Origin of the sequence: Algibacter pacificus, from assembly GCF_008033385.1 — a bacterium.
Classification (GTDB): Bacteria; Bacteroidota; Bacteroidia; order Flavobacteriales; family Flavobacteriaceae; genus Algibacter; species Algibacter pacificus.
Genome location: NZ_VOGY01000003.1, coordinates 355,721 through 374,833 on the forward strand (window position 1 = coordinate 355,721; position 19,113 = coordinate 374,833).

The 19,113-nt window shown below is 32.3% G+C and carries 15 protein-coding genes; 11 read left to right on the forward strand and 4 right to left on the reverse strand.

Features of this window, described 5'->3' with window-relative positions:
* The first annotated feature begins 90 nt into the window (after positions 1 to 90).
* The 6 genes from FQU21_RS06795 to FQU21_RS06820 all read left to right on the forward strand — a co-directional run bounded on the left by FQU21_RS06795 (position 91) and on the right by FQU21_RS06820 (position 6,913).
* Positions 91 to 720: a 4'-phosphopantetheinyl transferase family protein gene (locus FQU21_RS06795; RefSeq protein ID WP_147677239.1), complete on the forward strand. Its 630-nt coding sequence runs from the start codon at positions 91 to 93 to the stop codon at positions 718 to 720.
* Positions 720 to 1,433 (forward strand): phosphoglycerol geranylgeranyltransferase, encoded by a 714-nt coding sequence (locus FQU21_RS06800; protein ID WP_147677240.1) that lies wholly within the window; start codon positions 720 to 722, stop codon positions 1,431 to 1,433. Before FQU21_RS06795 ends, FQU21_RS06800 begins: the two co-directional genes overlap by 1 nt.
* 5 nt (positions 1,434 to 1,438) lie before the next feature.
* On the forward strand, positions 1,439 to 2,071 hold the full coding sequence (gene pnuC / locus FQU21_RS06805) for a nicotinamide riboside transporter PnuC (RefSeq protein ID WP_147677241.1): 633 nt from the start codon (positions 1,439 to 1,441) through the stop codon (positions 2,069 to 2,071).
* A gap of 466 nt (positions 2,072 to 2,537) precedes the next feature.
* Positions 2,538 to 4,088, forward strand: coding sequence for a DUF4301 family protein (locus FQU21_RS06810; RefSeq protein ID WP_246124782.1), 1,551 nt, complete (start codon positions 2,538 to 2,540; stop codon positions 4,086 to 4,088).
* Between the two features lies 1 nt (position 4,089).
* Positions 4,090 to 4,497 (forward strand): alternative ribosome rescue aminoacyl-tRNA hydrolase ArfB, encoded by a 408-nt coding sequence (arfB, locus tag FQU21_RS06815; RefSeq protein WP_147677242.1) that lies wholly within the window; start codon positions 4,090 to 4,092, stop codon positions 4,495 to 4,497.
* A 280-nt stretch (positions 4,498 to 4,777) separates the two neighbouring features.
* Positions 4,778 to 6,913: a TonB-dependent receptor gene (locus FQU21_RS06820; protein ID WP_147677243.1), complete on the forward strand. Its 2,136-nt coding sequence runs from the start codon at positions 4,778 to 4,780 to the stop codon at positions 6,911 to 6,913.
* 57 nt (positions 6,914 to 6,970) lie between these two features.
* On the opposite strand, the gene FQU21_RS06825 is transcribed toward FQU21_RS06820, so the two are convergent.
* Together FQU21_RS06825 and FQU21_RS06830 are read right to left on the reverse strand one after the other, a co-directional pair.
* A complete protein-coding gene (locus tag FQU21_RS06825; RefSeq protein ID WP_147677244.1) occupies positions 6,971 to 7,417 on the reverse strand; it encodes a Rieske (2Fe-2S) protein in 447 nt (148 codons plus the stop codon).
* Positions 7,418 to 7,778: 361 nt separating this feature from the next.
* The gene (locus FQU21_RS06830; protein WP_147677245.1) at positions 7,779 to 10,367 is read right to left on the reverse strand and encodes a phosphoenolpyruvate carboxylase; all 2,589 of its coding nucleotides are present in this window, start codon (positions 10,365 to 10,367) and stop codon (positions 7,779 to 7,781) included.
* Between the two features lie 288 nt (positions 10,368 to 10,655).
* Between FQU21_RS06830 and FQU21_RS06835 the strand changes: the two genes are divergently transcribed.
* From FQU21_RS06835 to FQU21_RS06850, 4 genes are all read left to right on the forward strand, one after another.
* Complete coding sequence (locus tag FQU21_RS06835) at positions 10,656 to 12,464, forward strand: hypothetical protein (RefSeq protein WP_147677246.1); 1,809 nt, start codon at positions 10,656 to 10,658, stop codon at positions 12,462 to 12,464.
* 190 nt (positions 12,465 to 12,654) lie between these two features.
* On the forward strand, positions 12,655 to 13,581 hold the full coding sequence (gene nadA, locus FQU21_RS06840) for a quinolinate synthase NadA (protein WP_147677247.1): 927 nt from the start codon (positions 12,655 to 12,657) through the stop codon (positions 13,579 to 13,581).
* A 4-nt stretch (positions 13,582 to 13,585) separates the two neighbouring features.
* Positions 13,586 to 15,139, forward strand: a complete 1,554-nt coding sequence (gene nadB, locus FQU21_RS06845) for an L-aspartate oxidase (protein ID WP_147677248.1) — start codon at positions 13,586 to 13,588, stop codon at positions 15,137 to 15,139.
* 355 nt (positions 15,140 to 15,494) lie between these two features.
* Positions 15,495 to 16,688, forward strand: coding sequence for an OmpA family protein (locus FQU21_RS06850; protein WP_147677249.1), 1,194 nt, complete (start codon positions 15,495 to 15,497; stop codon positions 16,686 to 16,688).
* Positions 16,689 to 16,837: 149 nt separating this feature from the next.
* Here FQU21_RS06850 and FQU21_RS06855 read toward each other — a convergent pair whose 3' ends face one another.
* Together FQU21_RS06855 and FQU21_RS06860 are read right to left on the reverse strand one after the other, a co-directional pair.
* Positions 16,838 to 17,170: a single-stranded DNA-binding protein gene (locus tag FQU21_RS06855; protein ID WP_147677250.1), complete on the reverse strand. Its 333-nt coding sequence runs from the start codon at positions 17,168 to 17,170 to the stop codon at positions 16,838 to 16,840.
* A gap of 303 nt (positions 17,171 to 17,473) precedes the next feature.
* Positions 17,474 to 18,070 (reverse strand): NAD(P)H-dependent oxidoreductase, encoded by a 597-nt coding sequence (locus tag FQU21_RS06860; protein ID WP_147677251.1) that lies wholly within the window; start codon positions 18,068 to 18,070, stop codon positions 17,474 to 17,476.
* A gap of 95 nt (positions 18,071 to 18,165) precedes the next feature.
* Here FQU21_RS06860 and FQU21_RS06865 point away from each other — a divergent pair, with 95 nt between their 5' ends.
* Positions 18,166 to 19,068, forward strand: a complete 903-nt coding sequence (locus FQU21_RS06865) for a LysR family transcriptional regulator (protein ID WP_147677252.1) — start codon at positions 18,166 to 18,168, stop codon at positions 19,066 to 19,068.
* The last annotated feature ends 45 nt before the right edge of the window (positions 19,069 to 19,113 follow it).

A 19,113-nucleotide genomic window follows, 5' to 3' on the forward strand; every position in this document is an offset into this window, starting at 1 on the left:
ATAGCACTTAAAATAGTTAAATTCGCTCGTCGAAATTGTATAATTTGTTTAAGATTGTGCAAAGGTAATCAATAACATTCAGAATATTAAATGCCACTTTATAAAACCATTACACCAAATTCACAAACTGTTGTTAAAATCTGGAAGATTACCGAGTCTTTTAATGATTTAATGTCGGAAATAACCTTAAAGCCGGAAACCTTAAAACGGGTTTCGGGAATGAAAAGTGAGCTGCACCAGCGTGGTTTTTTAAGTGTTCGTCATTTACTTGCAGCGTTTGGCTATGAGGATGCCGATTTGTTTTATGATGAAAATGGTAAGCCACATTTAAAAGATGGGAAACAAATTTCGATTACACATTCTTTTAATTTTTCTGCTGTAATTATTAGTGATCACATTATTGGAATTGATATTGAAAAACAGCGGGATAAAATTACCTTGATTGCTCATAAATTTATTGGGTATGAGGATGATTATTTAGATAAAACAGCCCCCGATTATATAAAAAAACTAACCACCGTTTGGTGCGTAAAAGAATCGCTTTACAAACTTTTTGCAACACCGGGCACGAGTTTTAAACAGTGCTTTTTGGTGATTCCGTTTGAAATACAAGATGAAGAAACCATGGCTTGGATTGATTATAAAGAAAAAAAACACCGTTATTTAGTGCACTTTTTTGAGTTTGAGGGTTTTGTGTGTGCTTTTGCTATTGGAGCATAATGATTGTTTATAAAAACATACAAAAAGGGAATAGGCAACTTGCGATTTTAATAGATCCTGATAAATTTTTAGTTGAAAAAACGGCTGCTTTTATTGAAAAGGTAAACCACTCGATAGCGACGCATATTTTTGTTGGCGGCAGTATAGTTGACGATTTTTTAACCGATATTTTAGTTGAAGAAATAAAGAAACACACCACAATACCTATTGTTTTATTTCCGGGCGATGTTACTCAAATTACTAAAAAAGCAGATGCTATTTTGTTTTTGTCTTTAATTTCAGGGAGAAACCCGGAGTATTTAATTGGGAAACATGTTGAGGCTGTTTCAAAATTAAAAAACTCGAATTTAGAAGTTATTCCAACAGGGTATATTTTAATTGAAAGCGGAAAAAAAACTGCTGTACAACAGGTTACCGAAACACTCCCTATGCCAGAAAACGACATTCAAAATATTGTAAATACCGCCAAGGCTGGTGAATTATTAGGCATGAAACTTATATATTTAGAAGCTGGAAGTGGCGCAGATTTTCCTGTTTCCACGCATATTATTTCAAAAGTAAAAAAAGAACTAAATATTCCGTTACTTGTTGGTGGTGGTATTAGAACTTTAGAACAGTTAGAAAAAGCCTATCAATCGGGAGCCGATTTAGTAGTTATTGGTACCGCTTTTGAAGAAGATGAATTATTCTTTGAATCAATAAAAAAACACTAATTTTTATGAACGCAATCTTTGAGTTTTTCTTTAAACAATATTCAGATTACGAAACTATTGATATTATTCTCGAAATAATAGCGGTAGTTTTCGGCTTTCTTTCCGTTTGGTATTCTAAACAAAATAAGCTTTTAGTATTTCCAACCGGCATGATTAGCACACTTATTTTTGTGTACTTATTATTAAAATGGGAACTTTTAGGCGATATGATGATAAATGCGTATTATTTTATAATGAGCGTTTATGGTTGGTATATTTGGACCCGGAAAACCGGAGACACCGTTTTAAACCCTGTTTCTAGAACGACTCTAAAAGAGAAAAAAACAAGTGTTATTATCTTTATTTCTACACTTATATTTGTTTTTGTGGTATACAAAGCGTTCGATAAATGGACCAGTTGGATGGCTTATGTAGACACCCTTACCACCGCCATATTTTTTGTTGGTATGTGGCTCATGGCACGAAGAAAAATAGAAAATTGGATTTTTTGGATTATTGGAGATATTATTTCAGTTCCACTCTATTTTTACAAAGGGTTCACCTTTACAAGTTTACAATATTTCGGATTTACATTTATTGCCATTTTTGGATATTTAGCATGGAAGAACACTATAAACAAGAACCTTCAAACTGTATAAAAATAGTTTTGTTCGATCTAAATTTTATTAAAAATCAACACTTTCTAAACAATTAGCTTGCCATTATATGCAAGATATATGTAAAACATATAAAATAGGCAGTTTGTTATCTAGTGTCAAATACCAAATAAAGAGAAACAATAATAGAACTAAAAACACGGGTACTGTGCTAAGTTCTCACAACTATCTATTAGAAACCAAGCGATGCTCTATAACCTATTGTTTAGAGATTTATGTTTCTAAAGTTGAAAAATATAAACTAGAAAACACCTACAGTTTATGTTTTTTATCCTATATTGACACACATTAAGGATGGGTGCCTGAGTAGGTAATTCAGAACCGTTTAAATTATGCTTATAGCTTTTTAAAATAAATTTATAAATAACGACCAACCAGATGTGTTATAAAGTGAAAAAAACACTAGGCACATTTTGAAATATAAAGATTAACCTAATTAAAACAAAAAATGATGTTTTCTGAAAAAGACACCAGACAAATTAACAGTAAAGGTATTGCACTAAAACAAGTTGAAGCACAAGTTTCCCGTATAAAAAACGGGATGACCTATTCTAATTTAATTGCCGCTGCAAACATAGGAAAAGGTATTGAAAGCTATAATAGCTACAAGAGTCAAGAGTTTATAAAACGGTTTGAAGACAAACAAAACGAACTCGATATTGTAAAATTTGTTCCAGCATCTGGTGCAGCATCTAGGATGTTTAAGTTTCTTTTTCAATTTCTAAAAAACTTTGATTCGAATAACGAAACAATTGACGCATACATTGAAAACAAAAATGATAAGCTTATAAAAACCTTTGTTGCTGGATTAGAAAACTTTCCATTTTATACAGAAGTTTTAACAAAAGCAAAAGCGATATATCCAAATTATGATAACTTCAGTAAAAGTGAAGCTTGTACAGCGTTTGTAAAAACGATGCTAGATGAAAATGCTTTAAATTATAGCTTTTTCCCAAAAGGACTATTACCTTTTCATACCTACAATAACGTTGCTGTAACCGCTTTTAGAGAGCATTTGTTAGAGTCAACCTTATACGCATCATCAAATAATAAAGCGAATCTTCATTTTACAGTTTCCGAAAAACATCATAAGTATTTTAATGCTGAATTAAGTAAAATTAAATCGGAATTAGAGGAAAAAACAAATACAACATTCAACGTCTCTTTTTCTTATCAAAAAGAAGAAACCGAAACGTTAGCTTTAACTACCGATAACCAAATTTATAGAAACGAAGATGGTTCTATTCTTTTTCGTCCGGCAGGTCACGGTGCTTTAATAGAGAACTTAAACGATTTAGATCACGACATCGTTTTTATTAAAAACATCGATAATATTGTTGTTTTCGAAAAAAATAAAGATGTCTCGGAATACAAAAAAATGCTTGGAGGTGTTTTAGTTGAAGCGCAAGAACGGGTTTTTAATTTCTTAAAACGATTAGATGATACCGATGTTTCAGAAGCTGAGCTGTTAGAAATAGCACAGTTTATTACTTCTAAAATGAATGTATCTATTGGTGATGATTTTGACGATTTAGCTTCCGAAGACAAGAAAAACTACCTAAAAACCAAATTAAACAAACCTATTCGTGTTTGTGGTATGGTTGAAAATGTTGGTGAACCTGGCGGTGGTCCTTTTTATGTAAAAGATAAAAATGGTGACGTGTCTTTACAAATTGTAGAGTTTGCTCAAATTGATATTGATAATACAGCACAGGCAGACATTGTAAAAAACGCATCGCATTTTAACCCAACAGATTTAGTTTGTGGTATTAAAAATTATAAAGGTGAAAAGTTTAATTTATTGAATTATGTAGATCCGGAAGCCGCTTTTATTACTATGAAAACCCAAAACGGAACCGATATTCAAGCCTTAGAGCTTCCCGGTTTATGGAACGGGAGTATGGCCGATTGGATTTCTATTTTTGTAGAAGTACCTTTAAACACCTTTAGCCCTGTGAAAACGGTAAACGACCTTTTAAAACCGGAACACCAAGGGTAATATGTTTAGTGAAGCCGCATTAATTCAAGAATTACAATTTAAAGCTGTAAGAAGCTCTGGTGCAGGCGGACAACATGTAAACAAAGTAGCTTCTAAAATAGAGTTGAGTTTTGATTTATTAAACTCTCAAGCCTTTTCCGAAGCAAAAAAAGCGCGTTTGTTAGCAAAGTTACAGCCTCGTTTAACGAATAACGGCGTGTTATTGATGCAATGCGGAGAAAGTAGAAGTCAGCATAAAAACAAGGATATCATAATTAAACGCTTTTTAGCATTGATAAAATCATCACTTATCATTCCTAAAAAGCGTATTCCTACTAAAATTCCAAAATCTGTGATTAGAAAACGTTTAAAAAACAAACGTAACCTTGCCGATAAAAAAGCCAATAGACGCAAGCCAGACTTAGATTAAAAAATTTTCAACTTTCTTACTTTAAAATTCTAAATTGTTACCTAAATTTGCACCGTTCTCAAAAAAGGGGTGCCTAATATCGGCTGAGATCATACCCATTGAACCTAGAACAGGTAATGCTGTTTAGGAAAATAACGTTTTTAGTTAGTGTAAAAAGACTTATCAAGTCTGAACACCAATTCTAATGGCGTGTGGAAAAACGAAGTCTATACTTCAAAAACATAATTTTTAATTTTAAAGAATAATGACCTCTTTTTATTCGATTATAAACATAATCGTAATGAAAAATAACTTTCTTTTTTTAGCACTATTTGTGCTATCACTCTGTGCAAATGCACAACAAAATCAAGTTCAAAAAGATTCGACTACTACAGAAATCCTTGATGAAGTTTTAGTAAAAGCGGTTCGTGTTAATGCCGATTCGCCCATTACCCATTCTAATCTTTCAAAGGAAGAACTTGAAAAACGTAATTTAGGACAAGATATACCTACCCTTATAAACTTTTTACCCTCAGTAGTTACTACAAGTGATGCTGGTGCAGGTGTGGGTTATACAGGTTTTCGTGTGCGTGGTACCGATGGTACACGAGTGAATGTAACTATTAATGGAATTCCATATAATGACCCCGAAAGTCAAGGCTCGTTTTTTGTAAATTTAGGCGATTTTGCTTCTTCTACAGAAAGCATACAATTGCAACGTGGTGTAGGAACATCAACCAATGGGTCTAGTGCATTTGGAGCAAGTTTAAACTTACTTACCGATGCCAATAGCGACGAAGCTTCGGGTGAAATTTCTAACAGTTTTGGAAGTTACGGCACCCGTAAACACACCGTAAAATTAAGCACAGGCTTATTAAATGACCATTTTGAAATTTCTGGACGTTTCTCAAAACTAGAATCCGATGGCTATGTAGATCGCGCTTTTACCGATTTAAAATCTTATTTTTTACAAGGGGTTTACAAAGATGGAAACACTTTAATTAAAGCCTTAACTTTTGGAAACGAAGAACGCACCTACCAAGCTTGGTATGGCTTAACAGCCGAAGAACTGAAAGAAAACCGTAGACAAAACCCATATACTTACGAGAATGAAACCGATAACTATTGGCAAGATCATTATCAATTACATTGGAATCAACGTTTTGATAATAACTGGTCGACTAATTTAGGTTTAAACTATACCAAAGGAAAAGGGTATTATGAACAGTTTGAAGATGATACTGACGAAATTAGCTTGTATAATGGTATAGTAGAGGCAACAGATTCATACGTTAACGATGACAACGAAATAGTTCCGATTACTGATGTTATTAGAAGACGTTGGCTAGATAATAATTTTTATGTTGTAAACGCTAACGTTACTTATAAAAATAATACGTTAGAGGTTATTTCGGGATTATCTTATAGTTCTTATGATGGTGATCATTTTGGAGAAGTTATTTGGGCAAAAGCGTTTTCTGAAGAAGGAAACATTCGTGATCATTATTATGATGGCGATGCCACTAAAAATGATTTTAGCCTATTCTCGAAAGCCACCTTTAAACTAAACAAAAAATTAACGGGTTTTGTAGATTTACAAGGGCGTTTTGTAGATTATAAAACGAACGGGTTAAACTCAGATCGTGTGGATTTTATTACCGATGCTAATTTTAGTTTCTTTAATCCTAAAGTAGGGTTAACCTATAAAAACTCGCAATTTAGTAGCTTTTATGGATCGTTTGCAGTAGCAAATAGAGAACCTAATCGTGATGATTTTGAAGCGGGAGTTACCAAAAATGAAACTCTTAATGATATTGAGTTAGGCTGGCGATTTAATAAAAATAAAGTAAGTGTGAATTCTAATTTATACTACATGTTTTACAAAAATCAATTGGTTTTAACAGGAGAACTTGATGACGTTGGTAGCCCAATTAGAGCCACTAGTGGAAAAAGCTATCGTTTAGGATTAGAGGTTGATGCTAACATTCAATTTAGTAAACAATTTAGCACGTCGACGAATGTTTCTGTAAGCGACAATAAAAACAGAAACTTTAATTCGGAGGTATCGGGAACATTAGAAAACCTAGGAAATACTAACATTTCGTATTCTCCTAATTTGGTTGTTGGTAATGCTATTAATTATTCGCCCGTAGAGCGTTTACAATTAGCATTATTAAGCAAATTTGTTGGCAAACAATATTTAAATAATATTGATGATAAAAACTCAAGATTGGATAGTTATTTTATAAACGATTTAAATATTCAATATGAAATAAAGCCAAAATCGATTTTTAAATCGATTGTATTATCTGGTTTAGTAAACAATATTTTTAACGTAGAATATGTTTCTAATGCTGTAGATTACGGTGGTGGTTACATCTATTATTTCCCACAAGCTCCTGCTAACTTTTTGGTTGGTGCTACCTTTAAATTTTAATTAAAAGCATGATTATACATCTTTCTAAATCTCACACTGCTAAGATTTAGAAAGATGTTAATTTGAAATGGTTAAGATACTCCCGTTTTTTCTCACTGGGTAAAACTTAAGTGTATATTCTAAGTTAGAAATATCTACATCTTCCTCTATTCTTACGGGTTCTCCAGTTGCTAAATTATATGTGTTTTTATCACTACAACCACAAGTAGCGTTAAAACCAGAATTAACCAAAACAGAACAATCGGCTTGTTGGTGGTTTGGATCTGCCGCATCCCAAGCAAAATAACCCGTACCCACTTTAATTACAATAATCCCTTTATTGCCTTCATTTGGTATATAAATGGAATTTCCAGTAAATTTTAATTGACTATATTCTGGAAGGGTTAAATTAATAGACACATTTACAGGTACATTTAAAAGATAGGGATTATCATTATTGTAATTTGAGTTATCACTGCATGCGATAAAAACAAAAGAGACTAAAAAAAGAAATGTATATCGCATGTGTTTTAAAATTTAATTAGTCCCAAGGGATGCTTTAGTTAAACGAAATATAAATGCTATTTCGGGATTCAAATATAGATGAAAATTTATCTTTAATAACGGTATAATTTTTAATTAAGTATAGCGTTTGTGGTATTCTATTTTTTAAAGCAGAACACTGGTAAAAAACGAAACGCGGCTAACACCAACTATTGCTACGAACTGTGCGCAAGGGATAGTAGTGGAAAGCCCACAGCTATACCAATGATAATTGGTGTAGCGCGGACTTGCAGCGGATAGCCCGACCCGCAGGGTTGCGCCCAAAACTAAAAAAGCCTCCAAAAAAAAATGGAGGCTTTTACTTTACAATTTTATTAAAATATTATGCTGAGTTTCTACTAGCATTAATGTTTCCGAAAAGTGATCGGGTTACAATTTTTTCGAAAATTTTAATTTGTTCTTCATCACGCACTTCGGCTTTTTCTAATTCTTGAATCTTTTTAAGCGCATATTGTTGTATGGTTAACAACGGCAACACAATAGATTCGCGAACTTGAATAGAGGCGCGGCCTGCGGGCTCGTTTTCCATAAGTTCTTTATAGCCTGTTAGTTTTAATAATAGGGCTTTGGTCGATTTGTATTCGTTATAAATAATATCCCAAAAGGCCCCAAACTCTTCGTCGTTGGACATGTATTTTGTTAAATCGAAAAACGATTTTGTTAAAGACATCATACTGTTTTCTAGCAGTGTTTTAAAGAATTTCGAGTTGTTGTATAGTTGTTCAACTTTATGAAACTCGCCACGATCTTCGTAAGCTTTTAATGCTTTTCCTACTCCGAAAAATCCTGGTACGTTTTGTTTTAACTGGCTCCAAGATCCCACAAAAGGAATAGCTCTTAAATCTGAAAACACCAATTTATCTGATGAGCCACGTTTTGATGGACGCGATCCAATATTTGTTTTTGCATAAAACTTTAACGTACTCATACGCTCTAAGTACGGAATAAACATCTCGTGACTTTTAAAGTCTTTATAAGCGGTATAGCTCATTTCAGCAAGGTCGTTCATTACAATTTTATCTTCCTCGCTCATGGGTTCGTTATTTTTGCCAATTCGATTAGAGATTCCAGAACTTATTAATTGTTCTAAATTATATTGCGATGATTCTAAAGTTCCAAAATTAGAACTAATAGTTTGCCCTTGTATGGTTAATTGTACTTCTTTATCCTCGATTGTAGGTCCTAAAGATGAGTAAAATTGGTGTGTTTTTCCACCACCACGTGCTGGAGGTCCACCGCGACCATCGAAGAAAATAGCTGTAATATCGTATTTTCTAGAAATGGCTGTTAAGCGTTCTTTGGCTTTGTAAATTCCCCAGTTTGCCATAAGGTAACCACCATCTTTGGTACCATCTGAAAACCCTAACATAATAGTTTGTTTATTGCCTCGTTTTTCTAAATGGGCACGGTAAACAGGATTGCTGTACAATTGCTCCATTACATCTGGTGCATTTTCTAAATCTGGAATGGTTTCAAAAAGTGGTGCTACATCTACGGTTAAATCATCTTTAAATGCAACTAATTTAAGCATAGCGAAAAGTTGCATCACGTTTAAAGCGGTTTGGTTGTTACTAATAATGTAACGGTTTGCACCACGCTCGCCATTAGATTTCTGAATTTTTTTAATAGCCTTAATGGTTTTTAGCGTGTTGCTTACCATTTCGTCTTCAAAAACATCGATATCTATTTTGTCTCCACTTACTTCTGATAGAATTTTAACTTGTTCAGTATCTGATAAATCGTGATAATTTTTTGGGAACGATGGGTGGTTATTTTCAATTAAGTGATTAATTACTGTTGTAAATACACTATGGTGAATACGACTATCTTGTCGAATATCTAAGGTTGCGAAATTGAATCCGAAAAGGTGAATTTTGTTTATTAAGCTATTAATTTCATTAACATAAAGCGATTGGTGATCGGTTTCAATAATACTTCTAATATTTAATAATTCTTGAAGTAATTCCTTAGCGGTTATTGTTTTTTCGGTCTTTAAATTTATACTATAATTATAAAGGATTTTTTCTAATTTAATAATACGCTCTTCCACACCTCTAAAGGTAAGCTTACGTCTTAAGTTTTTAATATCTGCATGATATTTTTTAAGTATGGCTTGCTTTAATTTATTAGCAACTTTAATAGTTGTATTTGGTTTTACAAATGGGTTTCCATCTCTATCACCTCCTGGCCAAAAACCAATATTTATAATCTCGTTATGTTTTTTTGTATCGTCGTAAATATTAGCTTGAATATAGTTGTAAATATCTCCAAAGGACTGATAAAACACATTTTCTAAGTACCAAATTAAACTTTTAGCCTCGTCGTAAGGTGTTGGTTTTGCACGTTTAAAAAATGGTGTTTTTCCTAACTGGGCAAATAGGTCGTTTATACCATTTAGGTTGTTTTCTTTAACGGCTTTAGCCAAATCTGTAATAATTCCTAAAACCGATCCGGGGTAAAACTGCGTTGGGTGCGCGGTTAAAACAATACGTACTTTAAATTCTTCAAGATAATTTTGAAGGTCTTCTAATTGATTTACCGAAATAGCCGCTTCTTTAAGGTTTCTAAGGGTTCCAATACCTTCCATATTATTTACAATAGGGAAAGCAGCATCTTCAACCGCATCAAACAAAACGACTTGACGTTCTATATATTGAATAAAACGAAATAATAAATTTATTTGGCTTTCTTCCGATCGGCGCGCTTGATATTTTTCGAAAAACGTATTCACTATCGTTGTCGGGTTATCACCCTTAGCAAAACCTTTTTCACAAGTTTCATGAAACAATGGTAGTAATACTCCCGTTTTTGTGATAGTATCAAAAGGTAATGTCATAAAAATACTATTGTAAATTTGGTATTTAGACAATACACTTTGATTAAATCGTGTTAATTTTGGCTCTACAGACATATTTTCTTTTTCTATTCTAAAATTAAAACATAAAAATACTAAAGCTATCTTTAAAGATAGCAGGCTGTTTAAAGTTTTATTAATTTTTGTTGTTTGTAGATTTCTTGTTATGAATAATTTAAAAAAACAATACTTATGCCATATTGTTTACAATGAAGAAACTTAAAATCGCTGATTTTTCTGAATAATTTAAAATATGAAATTAACATTTATATCTATTTAAAACATGATATTTATCATCTTTATCAATCTATTTGCGCCCTACTTTTGTTGATTAATTCGATTAATATGAAAAAAACACATTCATTTCATATTCCTGTCATGGGAATAGGATTTACAATAGATACCCCTTTAAAAGTAGCGCAATACGGTATGGATTCTGTAATTTCTTTGGTAGATGATATTCTACTAGAAAAATTAAGAAAAATGTACAGCGAAAAATTTGAGGTGCCTTACCACGAAATTTCAGATAAAATAGAAGATTTTAGAGCCAAACGCATTACCTCTTATTTAAATCTAATTAGTGACTTAGCTAGTAAAAAATTTGAAGATTTAAAAAACGTATCGGCAGAAAAAAGTGAAGAACTTTTTAATTACATCAGCATGTTGCCGGACGGATCTAAAATAAAATCTGAATTCGAAAAATTAACAGCTACAGATTTAGATTTCTCTAAGCTTAAAAACTGGGTTTCCAGTAATTTATCAATGGGAGCTATTGATGTTAATATTATGACTAAAGTCGACAAAGACAATTATATTAAAAACGAAAAACTACCTGTAGAATTTAACGATGCTCATGCGGCATTGCGTGGCTTTGCTAACAGTAAATTAAATTCTTCGGTAGTGCTTTCTGCGGGGATGAACCCAAGATTGTACGCTTATATGTCGCAATTTGAAGATTTTTTTCCAGATGAAAATGGGCTATTTAAAAAACGTATTATTTTAAAAGTTAGCGACTATAGATCGGCTTTAATACAAGGTAAATTTTTAGCTAAAAAAGGATTGTGGGTTTCGGAATACAGAATAGAATCTGGCTTAAATTGTGGAGGACATGCGTTTGCTACCGAAGGCCATCTTCTAGGTCCCGTATTGGCAGAATTTAAAGAAAACAGAGAAACATTGCAGCAATCTATTTATAGTGTTTTAACTCAAGAACTCTCAAATCAAAACAAACCCATTCCAACCGAAGACTTAACTTTTGAAATTACAGCACAAGGTGGCGTTGGAACTTTTGAAGAACATGAATTTTTAATGGATCATTACAATTTGGATTCTATAGGCTGGGGTAGTCCGTTTTTACTAGTACCCGAAGTTACTGCTGTAGATAAAAAAACTTTAGACATGTTAGCTAAAGCTCAAGAAAAAGACTTGTATTTAAGTGATGTTTCTCCTTTAGGTGTGCCTTTTAATAATCTTAGAAATAACACAAAGGATGCAGAAAAAGACGTTTTAATAAATAAAGGAAGACCCGGAAGTTCGTGCCCAAAGAAATTTGTGGCCTTGAATAAAGAATTCAAAGAAACTGGAGTTTGCACGGCTTCTCGAGAATATCAGCATTTTAAAATTAAAGCACTAAAAGCGCAAGATTTATCGCCAGAAGAATACCAAAAACAATACAAAAAAATTATTGTAAAATCTTGTACTTGTGTTGGCTTAGGGACATCGGCACTTTTAGCTTATAATTTAGACACTAAAGTAGAAGGTGAAGGCGTTTCCATTTGCCCAGGGCCTAATATGGCCTATTATTCTAAAGTAATGAGTTTAAAAAACATCACCGATCATATTTACGGTCGTGATAATATGGTTTCTCGTACAGATCGCCCAAATTTATTTATTAAAGAATTGCAGATTTATATCGATTTTTTAAAAAATAAATTAGAAGAAGCGCGAGATTCTATGAATAAAAAAGAAGAAAAATATTTGCTCAATTTTACAAAAAACATGAAAATGGGTGTAGCTTATTATCAATCACTTTTTAATAACCTAAAAAGCGAATTTAAGGATATAAAGGACACGGTTTTATCTGAACTTTTTGCAAGCGAATTAACTTTAAACGAAATTCAATTAGAAGTGCAAAACCTAACGGTTAAGGCTTAAATTTAAGGCGTTTTGTTCTAATTGAACAAAACGCTTTTTTATTTTTGTTATTAATTTATGTATTTACTTAACAATAATTTAATAATTTAATAAAAAGAATGTCAGGTTTTAATAACCACTCTTTTTTTACGTAATTCTGAATTTTATACTCATTTTAATTAAGATATTTGTACTCAAATTGAATATTACCATGGATTTAGTAAAAGAAATAAATCGTTTAAAGAAAGAGAAAAATGCTGTTATTTTGGCTCATTACTATCAGGATTCGGAAATTCAGGATATAGCCGATTATGTTGGAGATAGTTTAGGCTTATCTCAAAAAGCTGCTGAAACCGACGCCGATATTATTGTATTTGCCGGCGTACATTTTATGGCCGAAACTGCTAAAATTTTAAATCCATCCAAAACCGTTCTTTTACCCGATGTAAATGCTGGTTGCTCTCTAGCAGATTCTTGTCAGCCAGCAGATTTTGAAGCCTTTACAAAACAACATCCAAACCATGTTGTTATTACTTATGTAAATTGTTCGGCAGAAATAAAAGCACTAACAGATATTGTTTGTACCTCTTCCAATGCCTTGAAAATAGTACAATCTATACCAAAAGAAACCCCTATTATATTTGCTCCAGATAAAAACCTCGGGCAATATATTATTAATGAAACGGGTAGAGATATGCTACTTTGGGATGGTAGCTGTATTGTTCACGAAGCATTTTCAATTGATAAATTAATTGAATTACACAAAAAATATCCCGAACATAAAATTATAGCGCATCCGGAATCTGAAACTCACATATTAGATACTGCCACTTACATCGGTTCAACTTCGGGCATGATTAATTTTGTAAAAGAACATGCTAACGAAAAATTTATTGTAGCTACCGAAGCTGGTATTTTACACAAAATGCAAGAAGCCGTACCTAATACGGAATTAATTCCTGCACCGGCAAAAGATGATAATACCTGTGCCTGTAGTGAATGTCATTTCATGAAAATGAATACCATGCAGAAACTGTATGATTGTTTACTGAACGAATCGCCACAAATTGAAATTGATAAAAAAATTAGTGAGCGCGCATTATTGCCAATAGAACGTATGTTAGAACTTTCAAAATAACAGGATGAAGGCAGATTATTTAGTCATTGGTTCAGGGATTGCAGGATTAACATTTTCGGTCAAAATTGCCGAGAAGTTTCCGAAGAAAAATATAATTATCGTAACAAAAGCTTCCGAAGAAGAATCTAACACTAAATATGCCCAAGGTGGTGTTGCTATTGTTTTAAACCACGAAAAGGATTCGTTTAAAAAACATGTAGATGATACTTTGGTTGCAGGCGATGGGCTTTGTAATAAGGCTGTAGTTGAAATGGTGGTTAATGAAGGCCCTAACAGACTAAAAGAATTACTAGAATGGGGTGCTAATTTCGATGAAGATGCCACTGGTAATTTGGACTTAGGAAAAGAAGGAGGACATTCAGAATTTCGTATAGTACATCATAAAGATATTACAGGTTTTGAAATTGAAACCGCTTTATTAAAGCGAGTTCATCAATTAGAAAATGTTACGCTATTACCGCATCATTTTGCTATAGATTTAATTACAAACCACCATTTAAAACATCCAAAACCATCTCAAAAAAAATGTTATGGCGCTTATGTTTTAAACCAAAAATCTGGAGAAATTTTCACTATAAGAGGGAATAGTACCTTATTAGCATCTGGAGGTATTGGACGCGTTTATGGGCATACTACCAACCCTGTTATTGCTACTGGAGACGGTATTGCTATGGCTTACCGGGCTAAAGTGAAAATTTCAGATATGGAGTTTGTGCAGTTTCATCCTACCGCGTTGTATGATGTACGCGGCGATCAATCTTCTTTTTTAATCTCTGAGGCCGTTCGTGGTTTTGGCGCTTATTTACGTAATAAAGAGGGTCATCGTTTTATGTTGGATTATGATGAACGTGCCGAACTAGCATCGCGAGATATTGTTTCACAAAGTATTGACAATGAACTGAAAAAAACCGGAGAAACTCATGTGTTTTTAGATTGTTCGCATTTAAATATTGAAAAGTTTAAAGCCCATTTTCCAAATATTTACCAAAAATGTTTAGATAATCATATTAATATTGAAACCGATTGGATTCCTGTGGTTCCTGCATCTCATTATTTATGCGGAGGGATCAATGTAGATTTAGATGGAAAAACATCTATGAAAAACCTTTTTGCCTGTGGCGAGTGCACAAAAACAGGGCTCCATGGTGCAAATAGATTAGCATCGAACTCCTTACTAGAAGCTATGGTTTTTGCTCACAATATTTTTAAATATCATTGTGAACATCATTTAGAAACTTTAAATGTAGAAATCCCTGATTGGGATGATAAGGGAACAACCATTGCAAAAGAACATATTATTATTCAGCATAATTTAAAACAATTACAAGCCATAATGCGTGATTATGTTGGTATAGTTCGCAGTAACGACAGACTTAACGGTGCTCGTAAACGTTTAAATTTAATTTATGATGACGTAGAACCTTTTTATAAAAAATCTAAAATAACTACCTCACTATGTGAATTACGCAACATGCTAAACGTTGCTCATTTAATTGTGAACCAATCTTTAGAACGAAAAGAAAATAAAGGTGGTTATTTTAATATTGATAATGTCTAATAATCCATCTTATTATTGAACTATCCTTAAAATAATTAAGATATATTTTAATAACAATATTTGAATAGCTATTAACAATAAAACCACCTACTTTAAAAATCTATGTTATCGTAGCGTAGACTCCTATTTCCTACAATTTTTTTGATTTTTGATTATTTTTTACTTAGATTTGTTTTTAACAAATAAGTTAACGTAGTTATTTCAAATTTTCAAAAAAGAACAGTAAATAATATTGTCATAATGCCTTGTTGTTTAAATGGTTAAGAAAATCATTTCAGGGTTGTGATAAAGTTCGTTGTTCTGAATCAAAATTTTGGTATATTTGCGCCTAATTTAGAATTTAAAAGAAATTATTATGAAACAAATTTATGTTTTAGCTATATTGTTTTTTGGTATGGCTAATACGGCTGTAACAGCCCAAGAAACTACTAGCCCATGGTCTTTTGAGGGTGGTGTAAATGCCGTTGACGTTTATCCTGTTGGAGAAAATGCTGCAACAGCACAAGGAGATTATTTTGATGAGTTTTTTAACGTTAATGATCACTGGAATTTAGGTGGATTTAACTTTGGAGCTACAAGAGCATTTGGAAAACATTTATCTGCTACCGCTACGTTTTCGGTTAACGAAATTAGTAAATGGGGAGAAACTCCTACTGAAGAAAGTGCTTTTGTTGGAAACTCTGAGTACTTTGGTTTAGATGCCATGATTAACTATGCTTTTGGAAGCGGTAAATTACAACCTTACATTGCTGCCGGTGGTGGTTATACTTGGATTGGAGAAGACAGGTTTAACACTTATTCTTTAGCGGCAGGAAACGACAACGAAGTTGGCGCTGGAACTGTAAATGGAGGAGTTGGTTTAAAATATGCATTATCTGAACGTTTTGGATTAAAACTTCAAGCTATGTACAAGCATTCTTTTAAAGATTACTTGACAAAACATTTTCAACACAGCTTAAGCGTAACGTATAAACTTGGAAAAATAATTCCTCCTGTTGTACCTGTGGTTGATACTGATGGTGATGGTGTTGAAGATGCCCATGATTTATGTCCTGATGTTGCAGGTTTAAAAGAATTTGCTGGATGTCCTGATGCTGATAATGATGGTGTGCCAGATAGTTTAGATGATTGTGATAATAACCAAACAGGAACAGGTAAAGGATGTAAAGAGCCTGTTAAAACTGTAGAAGTTCCTGTTACACCTACAACATTAGCTAAAGTTATCTATTTTGATACTGATAAAGCTGATTTAGATAATAATTCTAGAGCTATTGTTAATGATATTGTTAAGTTTGCTGAAAATGGAAGCCAATACTCTATCTCTGTAAATGGATATACTGATACCGTTGGTGGTGCTAACTACAATAAATCATTATCTTTAAAAAGAGCTAATGTTGTAAAAGAATATTTAGCATCTAGAGGTGTTTCTGTAAACAACATTACTATTGAAGGTTATGGTGAAGAAAAACCAGCAACTACAAATGCTACTAGAGAAGGTAAATCTTTAAACAGAAGAGCAGAATTAACAATTAATGTTACTTCTAAATAATATAAATATAATTATTAAGTGTTATATTATTATATTTAAAAGGACCGCCTTTAGAGGCGGTCCTTTTTTATACCTTAATTTTAAATGTACTTTAAAAAAACAATGCAACCAGATTAGGGTTGCATTGTTTTTTTTACTTTAGGGCTATTCTACTTGCTTAACATCAAAAGCTCGTTACAAATTATTTCGGTTACATAACGTTTGTTTCCATCTTTATCATCATAACTACGGTTAGTTAATTTGCCTTCTATAGCAATTTCTTTACCTTTGGTTACATAGTTCTCAACAACTTTTACAAGGCCGCCTCGAACCACAATATTGTGCCAGTAAGCACGTTCCACTTTGTTTCCATCTTTGTCTTTGTAACTATCATCGGTAGCTAGCGAAAATTTGGCCATTTTGTTACCGTTGGTAAAGTTTACAATTTCTGGGTCTTGACCTAATCTACCAATCAACTGTACTTTGTTTCTAAGTGCGTTCATAATTTAAATTTTTAATGCCTACCGTCTATGGTAAGCTCGTTAAACAGTTAATACTACTAAACCTTAAGTGGTTCAGCTCTGCAAATATCATATAACACCCAAAAATTATACGGTAATTACTTACTTAAAATCGTTTGTAAGTGTTTGTTGTCGTTTGTAAACGGATAAATTTTCGATTCTCTTAATTAATAAAAATCGGTTAGTTTTTATTATTTAAATGAAATGATAATATCAAATGTATGGTCGTAAATGTTAGCAGATTATAAAATCTGCATCATATTTGTTTAAGTTATAGACTCTTATTTACAGCCTAGTCCGCACATCATTTAAAAAAGTACTGTAATTATTCAACTCGAAATGAACATCGGCATTTTTTTCCATATCATGAAAATGATGTGTAGCTAATAATTCCATACCTGTAAACGCGTTCATTCTATGAAACCCAAACATGACACCTTGGTCTACACTTTTTTTATTAAAAAATTCATTTTCTAAAGTAAAAGCAGTTTTAGGGGCGTTCCAGCTAGTAGTTAATATATATTTTTTTCCGTGCATTAAACCACCTGTTCCGTAGTTAATGTCTGGATTTTTTCTACTTCTTCCATCGCTTTCATAAATGCCATTTTGATGCCCTTCTGTAAACACTTCATCTATGTATTTTTTAAATCCAAAAGGAATTTGAAACCACCAAATTGGCGTATGATAAATCACTAAATCTGCCCATTTAAATTTTTCTACTTCTTCTTTTGCATTATAATTGTCGCCTACTTGAGTGGCTTTTACTTTAAATCCTTTATGTGATTCAAAATATGAAATAGTGGTATTAAAAAGTGTTTCGTTAAATCTTCCGCCAGAATGTGCAAATGGGTGTCCACCATTAATTATAAAAATATTTTTCATTTGTTTCTTTAATTTTATTTGCGACAAAACTAAAGCAACATTTGTTATTGTAAAAATAATACAAATCATACCTTTGTATTAATAAATTAATAGTTATGGTAAATTTAGAATGGTATAGAACCTTTAAAGAAATATATGACAATGGCACTTTAACCAAAGCTTCTGTTGCTTTATATGTTTCACAACCTGGCGTGAGTGTGCACTTAAATGCTTTAGAGGCTTATGTTGGTAAAAAATTATTTGAACGCACTTCAAGAAAAATGATTCCAACAGAAGATGGAAAATTTTTATATGAATATATTATAGAGTCTTTAAAAAAACTTGAAATAGCAGAGCAGCATTTTAAAAAAACAACGCAAGAAAAAAAGCCATCGCTAAATATTGGCATGTGTTCTGAAATGTTTCAATTAATTATAGAACCAGAAATACCAAAATTAAACTTTGATTTAGTTGCCAGATTTGGAGCACATACCGATTTAATAAAAGATTTAAACAATGGTATTTTAGATTTAGTAATTACACCCAAAAAACAGCAGGAAAAAAAATCTTTGGTGGAGTATACTTCGTTTTCAAAAGAAAGAATCGTTTTAATAGCAGGAAATAAAACCAATACCAGTGAAATACAAAAACATATTAAAGCGAAAGACTTAAAAAAATTAGAAGAAGAATTACTTCAACATATCTGGTATAGTTCATCAAACGAAATGGAACATTTTAGACGCTTTTGGTTTGAGAATTTTAACAAAAAACCTGCTTTTAAACCAAACTATATTTTACCTAATATTACTTCTATTATTAGATGTTTAAACCATGGAAATGGTTTGGCTTTGGTTCCAGATTTTTTATGTCGAGAACAAATTTTAAAAAACGAAATACATTTAGTTTGGGAAGGAAAGGTAAAAACGGAAAACACCTTATATTTTGCATCAAGAACAGATTTGAAATACAAAAAAGAATTAGATACTATTAAGAGTATATTTACTTTAAAAATGAAATAAAAAAATCTCAAATCAAATTCTGACCTGAGATTTTAAAACTTACCC

Excerpts from the sequence above, each read along its gene's own strand:
- FQU21_RS06810 (WP_246124782.1), top strand. The coding sequence starts at position 2,538 with ATGATGTTTTCTGAAAAAGACACCAGACAAATTAACAGTAAAGGTATT.
- pnuC (WP_147677241.1), top strand. The coding sequence starts at position 1,439 with ATGAACGCAATCTTTGAGTTTTTCTTTAAACAATATTCAGATTACGAA.
- FQU21_RS06795 (WP_147677239.1), top strand. The coding sequence starts at position 91 with ATGCCACTTTATAAAACCATTACACCAAATTCACAAACTGTTGTTAAA.
- nadB (WP_147677248.1), top strand. The coding sequence starts at position 13,586 with ATGAAGGCAGATTATTTAGTCATTGGTTCAGGGATTGCAGGATTAACA.
- FQU21_RS06855 (WP_147677250.1), bottom strand. The coding sequence starts at position 17,170 with ATGAACGCACTTAGAAACAAAGTACAGTTGATTGGTAGATTAGGTCAA.
- FQU21_RS06800 (WP_147677240.1), top strand. The coding sequence starts at position 720 with ATGATTGTTTATAAAAACATACAAAAAGGGAATAGGCAACTTGCGATT.
- FQU21_RS06820 (WP_147677243.1), top strand. The coding sequence starts at position 4,778 with ATGAAAAATAACTTTCTTTTTTTAGCACTATTTGTGCTATCACTCTGT.
- nadA (WP_147677247.1), top strand. The coding sequence starts at position 12,655 with ATGGATTTAGTAAAAGAAATAAATCGTTTAAAGAAAGAGAAAAATGCT.
- FQU21_RS06830 (WP_147677245.1), bottom strand. The coding sequence starts at position 10,367 with ATGTCTGTAGAGCCAAAATTAACACGATTTAATCAAAGTGTATTGTCT.
- arfB (WP_147677242.1), top strand. The coding sequence starts at position 4,090 with ATGTTTAGTGAAGCCGCATTAATTCAAGAATTACAATTTAAAGCTGTA.
- FQU21_RS06825 (WP_147677244.1), bottom strand. The coding sequence starts at position 7,417 with ATGCGATATACATTTCTTTTTTTAGTCTCTTTTGTTTTTATCGCATGC.
- FQU21_RS06865 (WP_147677252.1), top strand. The coding sequence starts at position 18,166 with ATGGTAAATTTAGAATGGTATAGAACCTTTAAAGAAATATATGACAAT.
- FQU21_RS06850 (WP_147677249.1), top strand. The coding sequence starts at position 15,495 with ATGAAACAAATTTATGTTTTAGCTATATTGTTTTTTGGTATGGCTAAT.
- FQU21_RS06835 (WP_147677246.1), top strand. The coding sequence starts at position 10,656 with ATGAAAAAAACACATTCATTTCATATTCCTGTCATGGGAATAGGATTT.
- FQU21_RS06860 (WP_147677251.1), bottom strand. The coding sequence starts at position 18,070 with ATGAAAAATATTTTTATAATTAATGGTGGACACCCATTTGCACATTCT.